Origin of the sequence: Bacillus sp. FJAT-42315, assembly GCF_002797375.1 — a bacterium.
Classification (GTDB): domain Bacteria; phylum Bacillota; class Bacilli; order Bacillales; family Domibacillaceae; genus Bacillus_CE.
Map to the genome: position 1 here is coordinate 820,033 of NZ_KZ454941.1, position 18,616 is coordinate 838,648.

18 protein-coding genes and 1 pseudogene are annotated in these 18,616 nt (G+C 42.1%); 15 read left to right on the plus strand and 4 right to left on the minus strand.

The annotated features are described in order from the left end of the window. Positions 1-8 precede the first annotated feature (8 nt). The 9 genes from dmpG (at position 9) to CEF22_RS03810 (ending at position 9,679) form a co-directional block, all read left to right on the plus strand. Positions 9-1,016, plus strand: coding sequence for a 4-hydroxy-2-oxovalerate aldolase (dmpG, locus tag CEF22_RS03770; RefSeq protein ID WP_100401824.1), 1,008 nt, complete (start codon positions 9-11; stop codon positions 1,014-1,016). A gap of 11 nt (positions 1,017-1,027) precedes the next feature. Continuing rightward, complete coding sequence (locus CEF22_RS03775; RefSeq protein WP_100401825.1) at positions 1,028-1,825, plus strand: 2-keto-4-pentenoate hydratase; 798 nt, start codon at positions 1,028-1,030, stop codon at positions 1,823-1,825. A gap of 7 nt (positions 1,826-1,832) precedes the next feature. Then, positions 1,833-2,036 carry a 2-hydroxymuconate tautomerase gene (locus tag CEF22_RS03780; RefSeq protein WP_232726059.1) on the plus strand — a complete coding sequence of 68 codons (204 nt, stop codon included), beginning with the start codon at positions 1,833-1,835 and terminating at the stop codon, positions 2,034-2,036. Then, a complete protein-coding gene (locus CEF22_RS03785) occupies positions 2,037-3,512 on the plus strand; it encodes an aldehyde dehydrogenase (RefSeq protein WP_100401827.1) in 1,476 nt (491 codons plus the stop codon). Between the two features lie 91 nt (positions 3,513-3,603). Continuing rightward, on the plus strand, positions 3,604-3,864 hold the full coding sequence (locus tag CEF22_RS03790) for a 2Fe-2S iron-sulfur cluster-binding protein (protein WP_095478539.1): 261 nt from the start codon (positions 3,604-3,606) through the stop codon (positions 3,862-3,864). Positions 3,865-3,890: 26 nt separating this feature from the next. After that, a complete protein-coding gene (locus CEF22_RS03795; protein WP_100401828.1) occupies positions 3,891-5,744 on the plus strand; it encodes a XylR N-terminal domain-containing protein in 1,854 nt (617 codons plus the stop codon). 29 nt (positions 5,745-5,773) lie between these two features. Then, complete coding sequence (locus CEF22_RS03800; RefSeq protein ID WP_100401829.1) at positions 5,774-6,745, plus strand: S66 family peptidase; 972 nt, start codon at positions 5,774-5,776, stop codon at positions 6,743-6,745. Between the two features lie 280 nt (positions 6,746-7,025). After that, positions 7,026-7,751 (plus strand): glucosamine-6-phosphate deaminase, encoded by a 726-nt coding sequence (gene nagB / locus CEF22_RS03805; RefSeq protein ID WP_100401830.1) that lies wholly within the window; start codon positions 7,026-7,028, stop codon positions 7,749-7,751. A gap of 194 nt (positions 7,752-7,945) precedes the next feature. Then, positions 7,946-9,679: an IS1182 family transposase gene (locus CEF22_RS03810; protein ID WP_442857389.1), complete on the plus strand. Its 1,734-nt coding sequence runs from the start codon at positions 7,946-7,948 to the stop codon at positions 9,677-9,679. A gap of 188 nt (positions 9,680-9,867) precedes the next feature. On the opposite strand, the gene CEF22_RS03815 is transcribed toward CEF22_RS03810, so the two are convergent. Next, complete coding sequence (locus tag CEF22_RS03815; RefSeq protein WP_100401831.1) at positions 9,868-10,464, minus strand: nitroreductase family protein; 597 nt, start codon at positions 10,462-10,464, stop codon at positions 9,868-9,870. A 173-nt stretch (positions 10,465-10,637) separates the two neighbouring features. Between CEF22_RS03815 and CEF22_RS03820 the strand changes: the two genes are divergently transcribed. After that, positions 10,638-10,949 (plus strand): winged helix-turn-helix transcriptional regulator, encoded by a 312-nt coding sequence (locus CEF22_RS03820; protein ID WP_100401832.1) that lies wholly within the window; start codon positions 10,638-10,640, stop codon positions 10,947-10,949. Between the two features lie 61 nt (positions 10,950-11,010). On the opposite strand, the gene CEF22_RS19055 is transcribed toward CEF22_RS03820, so the two are convergent. Beyond that, positions 11,011-11,613 carry a methyl-accepting chemotaxis protein gene (locus tag CEF22_RS19055; RefSeq protein ID WP_442857390.1) on the minus strand — a complete coding sequence of 201 codons (603 nt, stop codon included), beginning with the start codon at positions 11,611-11,613 and terminating at the stop codon, positions 11,011-11,013. A gap of 171 nt (positions 11,614-11,784) precedes the next feature. Next, positions 11,785-12,321: pseudogene (locus CEF22_RS19060) on the minus strand (protoglobin domain-containing protein); the annotation flags it as partial. 224 nt (positions 12,322-12,545) lie between these two features. On the opposite strand from CEF22_RS19060, the gene CEF22_RS03830 reads away from it, so the two are divergent. Further along, entirely contained in the window at positions 12,546-12,953 is a 408-nt protein-coding gene (locus CEF22_RS03830; protein ID WP_100401834.1) for a hypothetical protein, read from the plus strand. Between the two features lie 44 nt (positions 12,954-12,997). Here the strand turns inward: CEF22_RS03830 and CEF22_RS03835 are convergent, their stop codons facing one another. Next, positions 12,998-13,312: a thioredoxin family protein gene (locus CEF22_RS03835; RefSeq protein WP_095478529.1), complete on the minus strand. Its 315-nt coding sequence runs from the start codon at positions 13,310-13,312 to the stop codon at positions 12,998-13,000. A 309-nt stretch (positions 13,313-13,621) separates the two neighbouring features. Here CEF22_RS03835 and CEF22_RS03840 point away from each other — a divergent pair, with 309 nt between their 5' ends. The 4 genes from CEF22_RS03840 to CEF22_RS03855 all read left to right on the plus strand — a co-directional run bounded on the left by CEF22_RS03840 (position 13,622) and on the right by CEF22_RS03855 (position 18,440). Next, the gene (locus CEF22_RS03840; protein ID WP_100401835.1) at positions 13,622-14,788 is read left to right on the plus strand and encodes an FtsW/RodA/SpoVE family cell cycle protein; all 1,167 of its coding nucleotides are present in this window, start codon (positions 13,622-13,624) and stop codon (positions 14,786-14,788) included. A gap of 533 nt (positions 14,789-15,321) precedes the next feature. Beyond that, positions 15,322-16,542: an efflux RND transporter periplasmic adaptor subunit gene (locus tag CEF22_RS03845; RefSeq protein ID WP_100401836.1), complete on the plus strand. Its 1,221-nt coding sequence runs from the start codon at positions 15,322-15,324 to the stop codon at positions 16,540-16,542. Then, complete coding sequence (locus CEF22_RS03850; RefSeq protein WP_095478526.1) at positions 16,517-17,206, plus strand: ABC transporter ATP-binding protein; 690 nt, start codon at positions 16,517-16,519, stop codon at positions 17,204-17,206. Before CEF22_RS03845 ends, CEF22_RS03850 begins: the two co-directional genes overlap by 26 nt. Next, the gene (locus CEF22_RS03855) at positions 17,196-18,440 is read left to right on the plus strand and encodes an ABC transporter permease (protein ID WP_100401837.1); all 1,245 of its coding nucleotides are present in this window, start codon (positions 17,196-17,198) and stop codon (positions 18,438-18,440) included. The genes CEF22_RS03850 and CEF22_RS03855 overlap by 11 nt, the downstream gene beginning before the upstream one ends. The last annotated feature ends 176 nt before the right edge of the window (positions 18,441-18,616 follow it).

Below are 18,616 nucleotides of genomic sequence, written 5' to 3' on the forward strand. Positions count from 1 at the left end.
GGAGAATGATGACAAAAAGAGACATTGAACTAGTAGACGTCACGTTAAGAGATGGCAGTCATGCGATGCGCCATGCGTTTACCGAGGAGCAAGTACGAGCGACGGCAAGAGGGCTCGATCAAGCGGGCATCCGCTACTTTGAAGTATCACATGGCGATGGATTAGGTGGTTCTTCTTTGCAGTACGGATTTTCTAAAGTCGATGAATTGAAGTTAATTGAAGCGGCAGCTGACGAATGCCAACAGGCGGAAGTGTCTGTATTGCTTTTACCAGGAATCGGGTTGAAAGAGGATTTGCAGGAGGCTGTGAAAGCTGGAGCCAAAATGGTTCGTGTCGCGACACATGTGACGGAAGCAGATGTGGCCCGCCAACATATTCAGCTCGGTCGTGAACTCGGATTGAAAACGGTCGGTTTCTTAATGATGGCTCATATGGCACCGATGGAAAAGCTGGTAGAGCAAGCGAAGTTATTTGAAAGCTATGGCGCAGAAATTGTCTATGCGACAGATTCGGCTGGGGCGCTTCTTCCTCATGAAGTGAAGGAGCGGGTTGGCGCTTTAAGGGATGCTCTTCAGTGTGATATCGGATTCCATGGCCATAATAATTTATCAATGGCAATGGCAAACACCGTAGCCGCGGTAGAAGCGGGTGCCACGTATGTAGATGGCAGTTTGCGCTGTCTTGGAGCGGGCAGTGGAAATACCCAAACCGAAGTGATGGCGGCTGTGTTTGATCGCATGAATATTGAAACAGGAGTTGATCTGTATCAAGTGATGGATGTCGCTAATGAAGTGGTCGCGCCGTTTATGCCTCGCCCGCAAGAAATCACGGGATCAAGCTTAATTATGGGTTACTCTGGTGTGTACTCTAGCTTTCTTCTACACACGAATGAAGCGGCACGCAAATTCAACGTTGATGAACGAGATATTTTAGTTGAGCTCGGTCGCATGCAAGCGATCGGTGGTCAAGAAGACTTAATTTATGATATCGCTGCTCAAATTGCGGCTACGAAATAGGGGGGAAACAAATGAAATCTGTAACCGCTGAATGGATGGATCAAGTAGCGGAAGAGTTGTTTGAAGCGGAAAGCGAAGCACAAGAAGTCGATAAAATGACGGCTCGCTTTCTAGAATTAAATGCTGAAAATGCTTACGAGATTCAAAGAAAACTAATCAAGCTGAAAGAAGAAAGAGAACAAACGAGACGTTCCGGATATAAATTAGGATTAACGAGCCGAGCGAAGCAAGAAATGATGGGCGTCCACGAACCTACATATGGCGTCCTGCTAGAAAATATGCAGCTATTTGAAGGGGAACCAGTCTCCATCTCCCCATTTATTCACGCCAAAATTGAGCCGGAAATTGCCTTTGTTTTTGACAAGGAAGTGAAAGGCTCTGCGATTACGACAGCAGCCATTTTAGAGGCGACCGCTTACATTGCTCCAGCAATGGAGATTATTGATAGTCGCTATCGTAATTTTAATTTTACGCTTGCAGATGTGATCGCCGATAATTCTTCTTCTTCCCGCTATATTTTCGGTGAAAAGCTGTATCGTCCGACTGAGGTGGATTTGCGGTTAATGGGGATGGTGTTTAAGAAAAATGGTGAAATCGAGTCGACGAGTGCCGGGGCTTCGGTGATGGGACATCCAGCGCGTGCCGTTGCTTGGATGGCGAATAAATTAGCGGAAACGGGTCAATCGATTCAGCCAGGAGATGTCGTATTGTCAGGTGCTTTAGCGGGAGCGGTAACGATTGCTCCGGGCGATCATTTCTCCGTTCACTTTGATGGGATTGGATCATTGGATATTACATTTAAGGAGTGAAAAAAAGATGCCCTTCATTCAAGTGAATATATTGCAAGGTCGTCCGCCTGAAAAAAAAGAGCGACTCATTGAAGAAGTGACATGGAAAGTTTCAGAGATTTTGGAATGTCCACAAGAGACGATTCGCGTCATGATTAATGAAATGCCGCCGGAGCATTGGGGCATTGCTGGTGAATCGGTGAAAAAGCGACGGGAAAAGGAGGAACAATGAATGGAAAACGTACAAACGAAAGTGAAGGAAGTTAAACTGTTCATTGATGGTGAATATGTGGAATCAGGAAGCGGCTCCCTGTTTGAAGTGAAAAATCCAGCGACGCAGCAAGTAATCGCTCGCGTGCATGAAGCGACGAAGGAAGATGTTGATCGCGCGTGTCGTGCCGCTCGTCGTGCCTTTGAAGAAGGACCTTGGCGAACGATGCCACTAGCCGAACGCTGTGCGAAAATTCGCCGGATGGCAGAAATTATCATCGAAAGAAAAGAAGAGTTGGCTCGTTTAGAAGCATTAGATGTCGGTAAACCCTATCCAGTGGCGTTAGAGCGAGAAATTCCACGCGCAGCGCACAACCTTAGTTTCTTCGCTGATTTTATGGAACAGCAAGGCGGAGAAGTGTATCCGATGGGGGAAGAATATTTAAATTATACGCGCTATGAGCCAGTCGGCGTGGCGGCACTGATTACGCCATGGAATTTGCCGTTTATGTTAACGACGTGGAAGTTGGGGCCATGTCTTGCGGCCGGGAATACAGCGGTCATTAAACCAGCGGAAATTACGCCGATGACGGTGTCTCTTCTTGGAGAAATTGCTAAAGAAGCGGGCATTCCAGATGGTGTGATCAATGTCGTACAAGGCTTCGGCCCAGGGTCAGCCGGAGAATTTATGACGACGCATCCAGAAGTCGACCTTATTTCTTTTACTGGTGAAACATCGACAGGGAAAGCGATTATGAAAAATGGCGCTGATTCATTGAAGAAGGTTGCTTTCGAGCTTGGTGGAAAAGCGGCAAATATCGTCTTTGAAGATGCTAATTTAGACAAAGCCATTCCAGTTTCGATCCAAGCGGCCTTTTTAAACTCTGGGCAAGTGTGTCTAGCAGGGTCAAGAATTTTAGTGCAACGCTCGATCTTCAAAGAATTTGTCGATCGCTTTAAAGAGGCGGCTCTTGCGTTAAAAGTTGGTGATCCGCAAGATTCGACCACAAATATGGGACCCGTTGTGAGCGAGGAGCATTATCGCAAAGTGACGAGTTACTTAGACATTGCCAAGGCAGAAAATGCCGAGCTTGTTTGTGGCGGTGCTCGCCCTGAACTGTCGGATGATTTAAAGGATGGCTACTATTTAGAGCCAACCGTTTATATTCAAGAAAATCCGCAAGCACGTATTTGTCAGGAGGAAATTTTCGGCCCGATCGTGACGCTTATTCCGTTTGATACAGAAGAAGAGGCGCTGGAAATTGCCAATAACACCGATTACGGATTAAACGGCGTTGTTTGGACGGACAATTTACAGCGGGCTCATCGAATCTCTCATCACGTTCGCGCCGGCACGATCTGGGTTAACTGTTGGTTTGTCCGCGATTTACGTGCGCCGTTCGGTGGGTTTAAAAAGAGCGGCATCGGTCGTGAAGGCGGTCATCATAGCTTGGAGTTTTTCTCAGAAGCGAAGAATATTTGTATTGCGCTACAATAGAAAGGGTGAGCAAAGTGCTGAAAAGCACTTTGCTCATTCCTAATTTTTGAATATTTCCGAATAATCAATTAAAATAAAGAGGTGGTTATTTTTGAAAGCGTTTACTAAAAATTTTACCGTTCAGTGTCGTGATACAGAATCGTTATTGAAGACGGCTTTGAAGCAGCAAGTGAATATTCCTTACGCCTGTACAAAAGGTGGATGTGGCATGTGTAAGGTGAAAATCACAGATGGGCAATTTCGCCTTGGTCTATGCTCCAAGCGTGCTTTAACCGATGAAGAGCGGGCAGCAGGCTATGTGCTTGCTTGTCAAACGTATCCACAAAGCAGCACGACAATCATCCTTGCCTGAAAATATGAAAAAGAAAAGGTGAGATCATGATGGAGACCGAACAATCTTTTTGGAAGCAGCTAAATATTACGTGCAGGAATGGAATGGTGTATGCAGATGATGCCCGTTCCATTCTTATTTCTATTGAGGCGTTTGGAACATTGAGAAGAGATTTAATTAAAAATATCGGACTCGACCGTATGAAGGCCTTCTTTTTTCGCTATGGCTGGCAAATTGGCTGGCAGGATGGAGAAAAAGCGCTTGCCGCTGCTTTTGAGACGTTGGAGGAGCAGGTGAAATACGGTCCAGTGCTTCACTCCTTAAAAGGGCATGTGCAAGCGTCGATGGATCACATTCGGATTGTTGAGCAGGCAGGAAGAGTCCAGCAGTTTCATATGGAGGGCGTTTGGCGACATTCGTATGAAGCTGTTGAGCATGTCACGCATTTAGGTATGTCTGATGTGCCTGTCTGTTTTACGTTAACAGGCTATGCGAGCGGCTATGTCACGCGTCTTGTTGGTGACACGGTCATTTTTAAGGAAACGCAATGTATTGGAACAGGAGCGGAAGACTGTCGCTGGGTCGGTAAGCTCGCTTCGGAATGGGGAGAGGAAGCGGCGGAGCAAATCGGGTATTGCCAGGAACAGCCGATTTTACGAGAGTTAGAGGTTACGAATGAAAAGTTGCTAGAAGAGAAGAATCATTTGGCAAAAGTGATGCTCGTTCATAAGATGCTGACAGAAGAAATTATTAAAGGCAACCACCTTGATTCGATTGCGCAAGTGATGTATGAACAAACGGAGATCCCTGTGTTAATTGAAAACATTCACCACCAGCCGCTCGCTTATCAAGGAATGGAACAAGAGCGGTTGCAGCAGGAGCAGCAAGAATTGATCGATCGAGCAGTTCGATTAGAGAAAACGAAATGGCTGCAAACTGCAAGTTGCCGTCGCTTAATGTCTCCTGTATTTTTACAAGGAAAGAAAGTCGGGTATTGTTCTTTCTTTTTAGAAAAAAATCAAGTCGCTAACGATGAAATTTTGACGATGTTTATTGAACGAATGTGTTCTGTTTGTTCGTTATTATTACTGAATGAAAAAACAAAATTTGAATCGACTGAACGAATGAAGGGGCGTTTTTTGGACGAGATTTTGAGTGGCAGGTATGCAGATGAGCAAGAAATTCTTAAACGAGCTAGCCTTATTTCATTCGATTTATCTAAAGCCTATTATTTAATCGTCGTTCAGTATGAAGTGGCAGCGAAAGATATAAAAAAAGAACTCACATTCTATGAACAAATGCTAGAAACAACGGCTAGTTTTTTTAAAGAAGCAGGATTAAACGCTCTTGTCGGTCAGCGTGATTCGGCGATTATTGTGCTTTTGTCTGAGCCGGGTGGGGATGTATCGGCCCTTTGCCATGCCTTTTTAAAGGAGCTATCGAATCGCTGTTTCAAAGTGGAATGTCAAGCGGGGATTAGCTTGAGAAATGATCAGATTCTTCATGCGCAAGAAGCATACGAAGAAGCGTTAACGGCGCTAAGAATGGCGTCGCGGCACATGCCGGTCGTCAGTTTTGAATCGCTTGGGATCGTCGGCATTTTAATTAACAGCAACAATGAAGCGGCTGTCGAGAAGATTGCGAAATATACGCTTGGAAAACTATATGATAAACTGGATGAGAAAAAAATCGAGCTGTTAAATACGTTGTATATTTTTTTGCTCAATGGTGGAAATTTGGAGGCAACGGCGGACGAGCTGGCCTTGTCTGTTAGCGGTTTACGCTATCGAATGAGCAAAATTGATCAAATGCTAGATGTGAGCTTGCGAGATGCAGAAGCAACTTTTCAGCTTTTGCTGTCCTTGAAATCTCTGAAATCGATTGGCAAGCTCGATTGGTGAAAGCAGGTAAATAAGGGAGGAAAAATGTGATGCAACCTGTGCGTTTACAGCCTGGAGATGAAGTGCGAATTATTGCCCCATCAACAAGCATGGCGTTAGTGAAAGGGGAACAAGTGAAGCTAGCGACCGAGCGATTAGAGAGCTTTGGTTTTCATGTGTCGTTCGGTCGTCATGTCGATGAACATGATATGTTTTTTTCGACGTCGGTGGAGAATCGACTGGAAGACTTACATGACGCGTTTCGCGATCCGAATGTGAAAGCGATTTTTACCGCGATTGGCGGCTATAATGTCAATCAGCTTTTATCACATATTGACTATGAACTGATTAAAGCCAATCCTAAAATAGTATGTGGCTATAGTGATATTACTGCCCTGCAGTTAGCTATGTATGCTAAAACAGGGCTCATTACATATTCAGGCCCGTATTTTTCGACTTTCGGTATGAAGCACTTGTCTGATTATGTCGTGCAAGGAATGCTCACCGCTTTAACAAATGATGCGCCCTTTGAGATGGAACCGTCAGATAAGTGGAGTGACGACAAATGGTATTTAGAACAAGATCAGCGCACCTATTATCCGAATCGTGGTCCGTTAATTGTGACGGAGGGAAAAGCGGAAGGACGTCTAGTTGGAGGCAACTTATGCACAATCAATTTGTTGCAAGGAACGGAATTTATGCCATCGTTGAAAGATGCTGTGCTCTTTATTGAAGACGATAATGAATCCCATTTGATGACGTTTGATCGACAGTTGCAATCCTTGTTACACTTGCCGGATGCGAAGCACTTGAAGGCCGTCTTGATCGGCCGTTTCCAAAAAGAGTCGAATGTGACGGAATCTGCCCTTGTCGCATTGTTGAAAAACAAGCCGGAACTTGCACATATTCCGGTGATTGCCAACCTCGATTTTGGCCACACTGATCCGCTCGCCACGTTACCAATTGGTGGCTTGGCCGAAATTGTAGCTGAAAACGGGAAGGTAGAGATTTGGATTAGTTGAATTGAAGCTGTGTTGTAAGAATTACAACACAGTTTTTTTGTGTGTAGAAGGAGTCGATCAAAAGTTTTTTGCAGTTCTTAAAAACGCCCAGACGGATTTCAATGAGCATCTATTGAAATTATTAGATGAAGAATGAAGAAAAATAGTCACAGTTCCCCTTTAAATGGTATAGACAACCAAATAAAATACATGCTATTCTTTTTGTAAACTGGAAAATGAAAGAAAATGATAAAATGTCGGTCGATCATTGAACGGTCGTAGGTAGAAGGGGAAAAGCAAAGTGAAGATTATTAAGGTAAAAGATTATCAGGAAATGAGTCAAACAGCTGCAGAGATCATCATTGCTCAAGTGAAAAAAAATCCAAAGCTTGTTCTAGGCTTAGCGACTGGAAGCACGCCCGAAGGACTATACAAAAACTTAATTGAAGACCATCAAGTAAATGGAACGACTTATAAACAAGTGACAACTTTTAATCTGGATGAATATATCGGTTTGCCTAAAACGGATCACAATAGCTATTACGCTTTTATGAAGAAGCATTTATTTGACCACATTGATGTACTAGTTGAAAATATTCATTTACCGAGTGGAGAAAAAGAGGATTTATCGGATGAATGTACAGCGTATGAGGCGCTGATTCATGAAGCAGGTGGTGTGGATGTACAGGTGCTAGGTATCGGCGGCAATGGACATATTGGCTTCAATGAACCTGGCACACCGTTTGATTCACTTACACATATCATTGAATTGGATGAATCAACGAGAGAAGCGAATGCTCGCTTTTTTAACAGTTTAGAAGAAGTGCCGACTCAAGCGATTACGATGGGGATTCAAACGATTATGAGTGCGAAGGAAATTGTGTTGCTAGCATCAGGCGCGGCAAAAGTAGAAGCGATCTCTAACTTGTTATTAGGGGAAGTGACTGAGGCATTTCCAGCTTCCTGCCTGCATCAACACCCCAATGTAACTATCATCGTTGACGAAGCGGCTTTAAATGGAAAATAAATAGATCGTGCGTAAGGGGCTGTCCAGAAAGTCAGTGAAAACTGACTTTCTGTGACAGCCCTTCTTCATTTATGGAAAAAATCGCACAAAAAAATCGCCCTTTATAGTAAAATGAAGTTACCACACAACATCTCAAAAAGGAGCGATTTTTTATGAGCAATCCAAAGATTACTACTGCCCATTATAGCACGCAAATGAGCCTTCCTCTAGAGGTAAAAGAAGAAACTTCCGTTTCTAAGCGAACGTTTTCTCCCACATTTAAACCGTATGATCCCTCTCAAAGCCAAGCAATCCTAGACATTGAAACTTGGATTCCTGAACATCATATCGCACGGGTGATTGATGAAATGATCGAGGCGATCCCCGATGAGCAATTATTTGCCTATTATTCAGGTGGCGGTCGAAGCTCGTACCATCCGAAAATGATGTTGAAAGTGATTTTGTATGGGTATTCCCAAAAAGTCTACTCGTGCCGTGGCATTGAAAAGCTGACAAAAGAAAACCTTCCGACGATGTGGTTAGCTGCGATGCAACAACCCGATTTCCGCACGATTAATGAATTTCGAGGACAACGTATGAAAGCGATGATGGACGAATTGTTTGAAACGATGATTCTGAAGTTAATCGAGGACAAGTATATCACGATGGAAAACTATTTCTTGGATGGCACGAAAATCGAAGCCAACGCCAATAAATACTCCTTTGTATGGAAAAAATCCACCACACGTTTTGAAGAAAAACTCAAAGAAAAGATCGACCAGACGCTTCAACACATTGAAGAAGTGACCAAATCGGAATCAGATATCCCTCAAGAAGCGACGCCTGAACAGTTAGAAAACCTAGCGAATCAACTAGAGAAGGAAGTCCATCAACTAACAGAAGAAATCGACCAAGAACCGGATGTTCAAATACGGAAAGAAAAGCGAAAGCAACGTAGCGCCTTAAGGAAACCGATGAAGCTGATTCGCATAGATTTCTTGCCTCGACTCGCCAAATACAAGGAACAAAACGCCACATTTGGTGATCGAAATAGTTATTCGAAAACCGACCCGGATGCGACGTTTATGCGTATGAAAGAAGATCACATGAAAAATGGTCAGTTGAAACCTGGATATAATGTGCAAATGGCGACAGAACATCAATTCATCTTATTCTATACGATTCATCAACGACCAACGGATACACGCTGTTTCATTCCCCACTTGGAGAAATTGGCTTCCACGAATTTACCGATGCCCCAAACGGTGGTCGCCGATGCGGGGTATGGAAGTGAGGAAAATTATGTGTATGCGATTGGGGGAGAAAAAGAGCCGCGCTTTAACTATTTGATTCCGTATGCGACTTATATGAAAGAACAGGAACGAAGCTATAAAAAGGACATCCGAAACGCCAAAAACTGGACCTATGAGGAACAAGACGATCAATTTATTTGCCCAAACGGTCGTCGAGTGAAATTCTTGAAATACATGGACAAGAAAAACCGATCAGGTTACGTACAAAGCTATAAAGTGTACGAATGTGAAGACTGTTCCAGTTGCCCGTTGAAGGAGCGATGCACAAAAGCGAAAGGTAATCGTCAAGTCCATTGGAATACGATTTTCGAAGAAATGAAAGCCAAGGCCAAAACAGCCCTTGAATGTGAGGAGAACGCCACGATCTATGCTCGACGAAAAGTCGAAGTCGAAAGTGCGTTCGGTCACGTCAAGGGCAATCGGTCGTTCCGCAGATTTTCCTTGCGGGGGATCGACAAGGTACACGCGGAATTCGGGATTGTGGCTTTAGCCCACAACCTCCTGAAAGTAGCCGGCATCCGCCAGCTACTTTCAGAGAAGTATCGGAAACCAACAAAAAGAGGTGGAGAAAAACGACTCGTTTTTCTCCACCTCTTTTATTTTAGGGACTTATTAGACAGCTCCTTTTTTGGATGAAGAAAATATTGCTAAAGTCAAAGAAAACGTTGCTAAGGTCGAAGAAAGCAATCCAAGGTCAAAGAAAACGTTGCTAAGGTCGAAGAAAGCAATCTAAGGTCAAAGAAATCGTCACTAAGGTCGAAGAAAGCCCCACAATATCGACAAAAGCGGCTAGTTCCACAATAGGAACTAGCCGCACGGTTACCTTATTTAAATACTTTTACACGTTCGTTCATTGGTTGGAATTCTTTGTCGCCAGCAGGAGCTACTGGTTTTCCGAATGGCATTTGAGACATTAGCTTCCAGTTTCCAGGCACGTTCCATTTTGCGCGAACTTTTTCGTCGATGAGTGGATTGTAATGCTGAAGTGTCGCACCGAAACCTTCTTGTTCTAACGCTGTCCAAACGATGTATTGAAGCATACCTGAAGATTGCATCGACCAAAGTGGGAAGTTGTCAGCATAAGTTGGGAAGCTCTCTTGCAGCCCTTTGACCACTGCTTCATCTTCAAAGAAAAGAATGGTACCATAACCAGCTTTGAACATCTCCATTTTCTCTTCTGTTGGCCCGAATTGGTTAGCAGGAACTATTTCTCTTAACGTATCTTTTGTCAAGTCCCAAAGCTCGTCATGTTGTTGACCGAGAAGGACGATCGTACGGCCGCTTTGTGAGTTGAAAGCGGTAGGCGCATGCTTAACGGCAAATTCAACAACTTCTTGTATTCTTTCGTCTGACACTGTTTGCTCTTTACTAATAGCATAAATCGAACGTCTTGTTTCTACAGCTGAATAAAAATTGGTCATGATTTTTTCCTCTTTTCTGTTAGTTGTATTTTTTAAATAATTAATTTTGTTACCTTTCGTAACTTAGTATAAAATTATAAAAAAATAAAGTCAAGTAACTTTATTATAAAAAGTGTAAAGGTATCTTTTTCAAGAAAAAAGGGGTATAATTATAATATAAAGAGGTGAAAGAAATGAAAGACATTCAGCTTTGTCCGAAGTTTGAAAAGGCCATGCAGATGATGGGGAAGCGTTGGACAGGATTGATTATTAATCAGTTGTTGATGGGACCTCAACGGTTTTCAGAGATAAAATCAGGTTTCCCTATTAGCGGGAAATTATTAACGGATCGATTGAAAGAAATGGAAGAAGAGGGGTTAGTGACACGCCAAGTTTACCCTGAGGTTCCCGTTCGTGTGGAATATGAGTTAACAGAGAAGGGACAAGCACTTGAGGCGAGCGTGAAAGAAATCGAGAAATGGGCTCATCAGTGGGTCGAATTATAACTGAATAAGAAAAAACATAAAAAGAGGACGTCCCTTTCATAGGAACATCCTCTTTTTATGTTTACTTAGACTGTAGGTACTGCTCTGTGGAATCATTTAATTTGACGGCAGAGTGTGCGACTTCTTTTGAAGCATGTTCAATTTCTGTAATAATGCTAGACAATTGTTGAAGCTGGTTTTCGATATAACGGTTTTGCTCCTTTGTGCCGCTAATTAATTCGAGCAATTGATTGAAATCGTTATCTGTCTGGGCCATGCTTTGAATGCCCTTATGGACAAGGCTGTTGACCGTTTCTACTGATTGACTTACTTGCCCGATTAGCGCATTCGTTTTTAAAATATGGTCGGATACACTTGAAGTTGATGTTTTCGTTTGATCAGATAATTTACGAATTTCTTCGGCCACCACTGCAAAGCCTTTTCCGTATTCTCCGGCGCGTGCTGCTTCAATCGAGGCATTCAGTGCTAGCAAGTTTGTTTGCCCAGCAATATTCCCTACGATCGTAATCACTTCGGTAATGCTTGAAGCGATTTGGTTTAATTCAGTTGAGAATGTTTGGATGTCTGTAACTGCTTTTTGAATTTCAGATAGCTTTTGTCCTTGTTCTTTCAGCTGATTTTGCCCTTCTACGGAATGGCTGGCTGATTCATCAGCCATTGACATTCCTTCTTTCGCTAACTGCAAAATAGAATCGGCTTGTGAACTAAGTTCTTTTAAAGAGGCGGAGGTTTCTTGAGAAATAGCTGCTAATTCTTGTGAAACGGTATGAACTTTGTTCGTTAGCGCATCTTTACGCTCGTTCTCTAGCGATTGAATACGCTCAAATTCAATTTCATAAGCTTCGATCACAAGCTGCTGCTCTAAGCTCAACAGTTTTGAAACCGCACGAACGAGCTCCATTTGGTCTTCCTTAGAAATATTCATATCACTAATAAGAGTGAAAAATGAATTTTGTAAATCTTGAAAGGCGGATAGATACCATTTTGTTTTTAGGCCTATTTTGACATGCATATGAGCGATATTGATCCGTTTCTGTAAAAAGGCCTCATCGATTTCTCCATTAAAAAGCTCTTGAAGATGTCTTCGTAACGTTTTTTTTAGGCGCTCTACGCTACTGTTTTCTTTGATGATCTCCATTAAGTTAGTTTGTTGCACTAGTTTCGCGTAAAAAGAATCAATAACTGATGCTAGATGTTTTTCAACTTGTGGTTGAAGGAACTTGATCGCTCTTAAATCACTCTCTGTTAAGTCAATCATTTTTATTTGTTCAGATAGCTCCGACCTTGGTTTTACTGATAACTTAACAGTTGATGTTGCAAAATTAGATTTATCAATATAGTCATTAGTAACTTTTGATTTGAAAAATTTCATTTCCCCACTCCTCGTATAGCCCAATCTTCCTCTATTTTTTATATCAGTTTACCGTACTTTAGTCGATTGCGCTATGAAATTTCATACAGTAAACAGGTCCATTTTATGGGTCTCAAGGATTGTTTTCTGATTTTTTAGAAAAAATACTATTTGTGTAATACTCCTCATTCAAACAGTCTTTTCTTGTGATTCCTAGCATACATTTTAGAAAAAAGGGATGTGGCATGATGAGGCTTAGCGAATTCGTTTACAACCCATATATTATGTGTGTCATAATGGCTTGTTTGTTTACAGTATTTCTCGCCGTTTTTTATGTCAGCTGGACGTTGATGGGCGTAGCGTTCATCGGTGGAGGGTGTTTTTTTCTTTATATTATCGCTATTTATCGGCTAGTTCTTTATCAAGGGGTTCCTCGGCATGGAAAAAAAGAAGATCATCTATTTATGTCTCTTTGGTATGCATGGCCTCTTTATGTATTGAGCACGATCGTGGTGTTCTTTTTCTTTAGTGAACTGGCGGCAATTTTCTATGCGGCGGGTGGATCATTTGGCATTCTTGTGAGCGAATGGTTGCAAGTGAAAAAAACAGAAGAAAGAGTAGCGGAACGAAAAGTAAAAATGAAGGCTCAGTAAAGGTAAAGGCTAAGTGGGGCAGATTAGATGTCTGCCCCCACCGCTTATACGCTTTGTAGAAATTCGATGACTTGCTCAGGTGATTTAGCATGTGCGCTATGAAGATGCGCTGTTTTTTCACCGTTTTGGTAAATCAACAAACTTGGAATCCCCATGACGTCGTATTTTTCGGCTAGTTCTGGGAATTCATCTCGATTGACTTCATACCAGTCATATTGGTTATATTCAGCGATAATATCATCAATGAACATATCCATGCGGCGGCAATCCGGGCACCAGCCAGCAGTAAATTTCATAATAACGGACTTTTCCTGGGAAATTAATTGTTGGAATTGCTCGACACTTTTAACTAACTCCATGGTAACTCCTCCTCAAATGTCTATCATCTGCTATTGTAGCGTGATCTGTACGTCGGAACAAATAAAAGATTTCAATTATGTAAAGCTTTTGTTAAAATGCTGACCAGTGTGGGGAATTATGGTTGGAGTGATCACTGCTAGTTTATTGTTCACATTTTTTGGATAAGTACGATGAAGACTGATAGATCAAGACTTAGAGCTATATCGGTTGAATAGAGGAGTCTTTTGTCGGACGTTTGACTGTTGTTAAATTACGCAATAAGGTTATAATGTAGTAGGCGTAATTTTATTAGAAAGAGGAATCGTTCGATGACTTCTCCAAATCAAAATTCTAGCCGGATCGATTTCGGCTTAATCTTAATTATATTAATGATGTTTGTTGTGAGTGTTGCCGCTATTTACAGTGCGCAGACAACTGGCCAATATGGAACTAACTTTGTCTTGAGACAAATGATTTATTATATTATTGGAATGATAATTATATTTGCTGTCATTCGGTTTGACTCCGATCAATTGTCAGCGATGTCCTGGTACTTGTATGGTTTTGGCTTGCTTTTGCTCGTAGCCTTGATCTTTGCACCAGCGGAGATTGCACCACGAATTAACGGAGCAAAAGCTTGGTTTAGATTAGGTCCTTTGTCCATTCAACCATCTGAGTTTGTCAAAACGTTTTTAATATTAACGCTTTCAAGGGTTATGGTTACTCATCATCAAAATAACCCTGTGAAGACGATACAATCAGATTTTATGTTATTGATTAAATTAGGAATTGTTACTCTGGCTCCGCTTTTACTTGTGATCAAGGAGGATCTTGGAACTTCGCTTGTATTTATTGCGATCCTTTTAGGAATGATCTTTGTTTCGGGTATCACTTGGAGAATATTAGTTCCGCTTTTTGGATCAGCGACTGTTTTCATTGTCAGTATCTTTTATCTCGTACTCTATCACCCTATGGTTTTGGAGAAATATCTTGGAGTAAAGCAGTATCAGTTTGGCCGCATTTACTCTTGGCTTGATCCATACAGCTATGAAAGCTCCACAGGGTTCCATTTGACGAGGTCGCTCCTTGCGATCGGCTCTGGTCAAACGGCAGGAAAAGGTTTTGGTACGCGCGAAGTGTATCTTCCAGAAAGTCACACAGATTTTATCTTCAGTATCATTGGGGAAGAGTTTGGCTTTATCGGGGCTAGTGTCGTCGTTAGCTTATTCTTTTTGTTAGTCTATCACCTGACGAAACTGTCACTAAATACGAGAATCCCTTATTATTCGTACATGTGTGCAGGTGTCATTGCGATGATCACCTTCCACGTCTTTCAAAATATCGGAATGACTGTTGGACTCTTACCGATCACGGGAATTCCGCTACCGTTCATTAGCTACGGAGGAAGTTCTCTTATGGGGGTCATGTTTGCCATGGGATTGATCTTCTCGATCACCTACAATGAACGGCGATATATGTTCTCGTCTGACAACTAACAAAGGCTAGGCCTCTTGGTGATGGGGCCTGGCTTTTTGTGTTTCGTTTCAGTCTATACGCCGCTGAACAGCGTCTTCCGCTTTTCGTTGTTCAGCTCCAGGCGCTAGCATATCAAAACGCAGAAATTTGATGGGAAAGAGGATTTGAATGAAAAAGCTGATTGTTCTTTTACTATGTGCCTTGTTTGTTGGAGCAGGGTGTTCGAAGGAAGAGAAAAAGTGTGAAAGTTCACGTCGAAAAAGGCGAATTGCACGAACATATAGAAGTGGTGGTGCCTGTCACTCCTCGATAATTGTCGAATCAATGAATTACCCACATATTACCAATTATGGTTTATGTGGGTTTTCTATGTGAATGAAGTGGTATGAGTTTGTAATAAAGCGGACATGGTTTTAAATTATTTGTAATAAATAGAAGTGTTTGCTAAGATTATGTCGAAGTAGTATTTTTTGGTGGAAAAAGATGGTGATACAATTTGTGTAAAAGTAGTAGAAAAATAGAATCATTTTCAAAGTAAAGAGGAGAATAGTAGATGAGTAAAAAGAAAAAGTGGATTATCGCGATTGCGGTAGTCGTCATACTAGGGTTAGTGGCTGGGGGTTACATATTTACAAAGTCTAAGTTCAATAGTTCAGAAGGAGAAGGCGGAATTTTCCCGATGAAAGTGAGTGATATGATGGGGGGAATGGAGGCTGGCTCTGGAAGTTTATTTGCTGGAGTAGTTGAGCCGAAGGAAACAGAGAAAATCTTTATTGACCCTCAACGTGGAACGATTAAAGAGGTATTTGTGAAAGAAGGAGACGTTGTTAAAGCAGGTGCCCAGCTTTTTTCTTATGAAAATAAGGAAGGAGAAATGGAATTAAAGCAAAAAGGGATCGAGCTTGAAATTGCCAATAGCAGTGTAAGACAGAAGAAAGATGAAATTTGGCAAACAGAAAAGCAAATCAAAAATGCCGCTGGAGAAGAGAAAACGGCATTAAGACAGCAAGTGACACAAGCGCAGGCTGATTTAAAGATCTCTCAATTTGAAGTGGAAAAAGCGAATTTAGAGTATCAAGAAATGAAGAAAAAAGTGAATGATAATATTGTTAAAGCAAAAGTAAATGGTATCGTTCAAAAAGTCGATGAAGAGCAAAAACAGTCAGCGGCTGCGAACTATCAAATGGACCAACAGCAAGCTCCAGGTTCATTTATGCAAATTTATAATACCGATGCTTATTTTGTAAAAGGAACTGTGAATGAATTAATTAAAGATGAGCTTCAAGTGGGTCAAGAAGTGAACGTCGTTAGCCGAAAAGATCCAGCACTAAAATGGCCAGGGAAAATTATCGAAATTGGTAAATTACCAACCGAAGAAAATGGAGAAGACATGGGCATGGATATGGGCATGGGGGATATGATGATGAACCCGCAAGCATCGAACTATCCGTTCCAAGTGCAACTGACAGAGCATGAAGGGCTAGAGTTCGGTTACCATGTATTTATTGAATTAAAAGGAGCAGAAGAGGCACCTGAAGAAGTCATGATTCCATCAGATATGATTGTGATGGATGGCGATAAAGCATTTGTTTGGACGGTCGTTGATGAGAAGTTGAAGAAGCAAGAAGTCAAACTGGGTGAGGAACTACCAGATATGATGATGACGATCATCGAGAGTGGATTAAAGAAAGAAGATTACATTGTGTATCCAGATGACACAGTAAAAGAAGGAAAGAAGGTAACTATTGATGATTCACTTGAAGAACATCAATAAATCATATTGGATTGGGAAGGAAGAAGTTCCGATCCTTCACGATATCAATCTTTCTATAGAAGAAGGCGAATATGTATCGATTATGGGGCCGTCTGGTTCAGGGAAATCAACGATCATGAATATTTTAGGCTGCTTAGATACACCAACGTCAGGAGAATATACGCTCGATGGTAACAGCGTGCTATCGCGTAAAGAAAATGAACTGTCCAAAATTCGCAACGAATATATCGGTTTCGTCTTTCAAAACTTTAACTTGCTTCCAAGATTGTCTGCTGTAGATAACGTTCAATTACCGCTCGTATATGCGAAGGTGAATAAAAAAGAAAGACAGGAGCTTGCGATTGAGGCGTTAACGAAAGTCGGCTTGGCGGATCGCGTCAATTTTAAGCCGACGCAGCTATCAGGGGGACAAAAGCAGCGGGTTGCGATTGCGCGCGCGCTCATTAATAAGCCAAAGTTTATTTTAGCGGATGAGCCGACGGGGGCGCTTGATTCGGTTTCGAGTGAGCAAGTGATGAACTTGTTTACTGAGCTGAACCGAGAAGGAGTTACCGTTGTGTTGATCACCCATGAAGATGAGATTGCCGAATTTGCTCATCGGAAAATTTTGCTTCGTGATGGGGCGATCATTAAGGATGAAAGGAGAGAAGGCTATGCTAGATAATTTGAAGCTATCCTTTCAATCCATTTTTGCTCATAAAATGCGTTCGATTTTAACGATGTTAGGGGTCATTATCGGTATTGCTTCGATCATTGCGATTGTCGCAATGATCGAAGGGCAAAAAGAAAGTTTAAAGTCGAGCATCGTCGGAACCGGAAATAACTCGATTGCCATTATGTTTCAGTCGCCTGAAGCGATGGCGATGGGGGGAGATATGATGATGATGGGTGGAAGTGAAGAACCTCCGCCAGATGTCATTCCGGCGATCACGGATGAACAGCTAGAAGAAGCGATGGTACCTGACTTAGTGAAGTCGATTGCCGTTTTTTATCAAAATTATACACAAGCCTTTTATTTAAATAATTATTCTGATTCTGAGCTATATGCGATTGATGATAAGTATTTTTCGATTTTTCCAATCAAAATCCTTGAAGGAAGAAAGATTGCGCCGATTGAGCATGAAAAGGGCAGTCAAGTCGTGATGATTAATAAAACGACGAAAGATGCGCTCTTCCCAGAAGGGAACGCGCTTAATCAAGTGATTGAGATTAACCAAGTACCATTTCGAATTGTCGGTGTATATGCCGATGAAAAAAGCGAAGAGAACAATATGTTTATGATGGACATGGAGATGGGGAAAGTGTATGTGCCAAAATCGGCATGGCCGCATTTAGGTAGCTTTAACGATATTCCCCAAGTGCTCGTCCAAGCATATCACTCCGATCAGTTAGAAGCGGCAGGGCAATCGGTGGCGGATTCCTTGAACAGTCATTTACCACCGACGTCTACTTGGATGTACAGCATTCCTAACTTGGATCAAATTATGAAAGATATCAATGAGTTTAACCAAGCCTTTACGTTATTACTAGGCGGTATTGCTAGTATTTCCTTACTCGTTGGCGGTATTGGCGTCATGAACATTATGCTCGTTTCCGTCACCGAACGAACGAGAGAAATCGGCATTAAAAAAGCACTCGGAGCGAAGCGCTCTGTGATTCTATGGCAATTTTTAACCGAATCTGCCGTACTCACAAGCATTGGCGGAATCATCGGCGTGTTAGTTGGTTTAGGAGGAGCAAAAGCAATCTCTTACTTTGCCAACCTACCATTCGCCGCTCCGATCCCTGCCATTGTGGGATCTGTTATCTTCTCCATGGCAGTCGGCATCATCTTCGGTTTAATCCCATCGATGAAAGCTGCCAAAATGAAGCCAATCGATGCGTTGAGATACGAGTGAGCAGGTGCCTGTTACTCCCCGAGTTTTGTCGAAAGAATATGCTTGATTTTTGTAGCGAAAAGCCTGTACATAGTGAATGTGCAGGCTTTTCTTTTTTTGTCTGGTTGGCCGGTGGTAAAATGATAGAAGAAGAGTCGTGCGTAATGTTTGAGGTTATTACTGGAATAACTAAAAAT

Coding starts and splice junctions, on each gene's coding strand:
- CEF22_RS19055 (WP_442857390.1), bottom strand. CDS start 11,613: ATGTCAATGGCTGATGAATCAGCCAGCCATTCCGTAGAAGGGCAAAAT.
- CEF22_RS03795 (WP_100401828.1), top strand. CDS start 3,891: ATGATGGAGACCGAACAATCTTTTTGGAAGCAGCTAAATATTACGTGC.
- CEF22_RS03830 (WP_100401834.1), top strand. CDS start 12,546: ATGATGAGGCTTAGCGAATTCGTTTACAACCCATATATTATGTGTGTC.
- CEF22_RS03840 (WP_100401835.1), top strand. CDS start 13,622: ATGACTTCTCCAAATCAAAATTCTAGCCGGATCGATTTCGGCTTAATC.
- dmpG (WP_100401824.1), top strand. CDS start 9: ATGACAAAAAGAGACATTGAACTAGTAGACGTCACGTTAAGAGATGGC.
- CEF22_RS03835 (WP_095478529.1), bottom strand. CDS start 13,312: ATGGAGTTAGTTAAAAGTGTCGAGCAATTCCAACAATTAATTTCCCAG.
- CEF22_RS03800 (WP_100401829.1), top strand. CDS start 5,774: ATGCAACCTGTGCGTTTACAGCCTGGAGATGAAGTGCGAATTATTGCC.
- CEF22_RS03845 (WP_100401836.1), top strand. CDS start 15,322: ATGAGTAAAAAGAAAAAGTGGATTATCGCGATTGCGGTAGTCGTCATA.
- CEF22_RS03820 (WP_100401832.1), top strand. CDS start 10,638: ATGAAAGACATTCAGCTTTGTCCGAAGTTTGAAAAGGCCATGCAGATG.
- CEF22_RS03810 (WP_442857389.1), top strand. CDS start 7,946: ATGAGCCTTCCTCTAGAGGTAAAAGAAGAAACTTCCGTTTCTAAGCGA.
- CEF22_RS03850 (WP_095478526.1), top strand. CDS start 16,517: ATGATTCACTTGAAGAACATCAATAAATCATATTGGATTGGGAAGGAA.
- CEF22_RS03780 (WP_232726059.1), top strand. CDS start 1,833: ATGCCCTTCATTCAAGTGAATATATTGCAAGGTCGTCCGCCTGAAAAA.
- CEF22_RS03785 (WP_100401827.1), top strand. CDS start 2,037: ATGGAAAACGTACAAACGAAAGTGAAGGAAGTTAAACTGTTCATTGAT.
- CEF22_RS03855 (WP_100401837.1), top strand. CDS start 17,196: ATGCTAGATAATTTGAAGCTATCCTTTCAATCCATTTTTGCTCATAAA.
- CEF22_RS03775 (WP_100401825.1), top strand. CDS start 1,028: ATGAAATCTGTAACCGCTGAATGGATGGATCAAGTAGCGGAAGAGTTG.
- CEF22_RS03815 (WP_100401831.1), bottom strand. CDS start 10,464: ATGACCAATTTTTATTCAGCTGTAGAAACAAGACGTTCGATTTATGCT.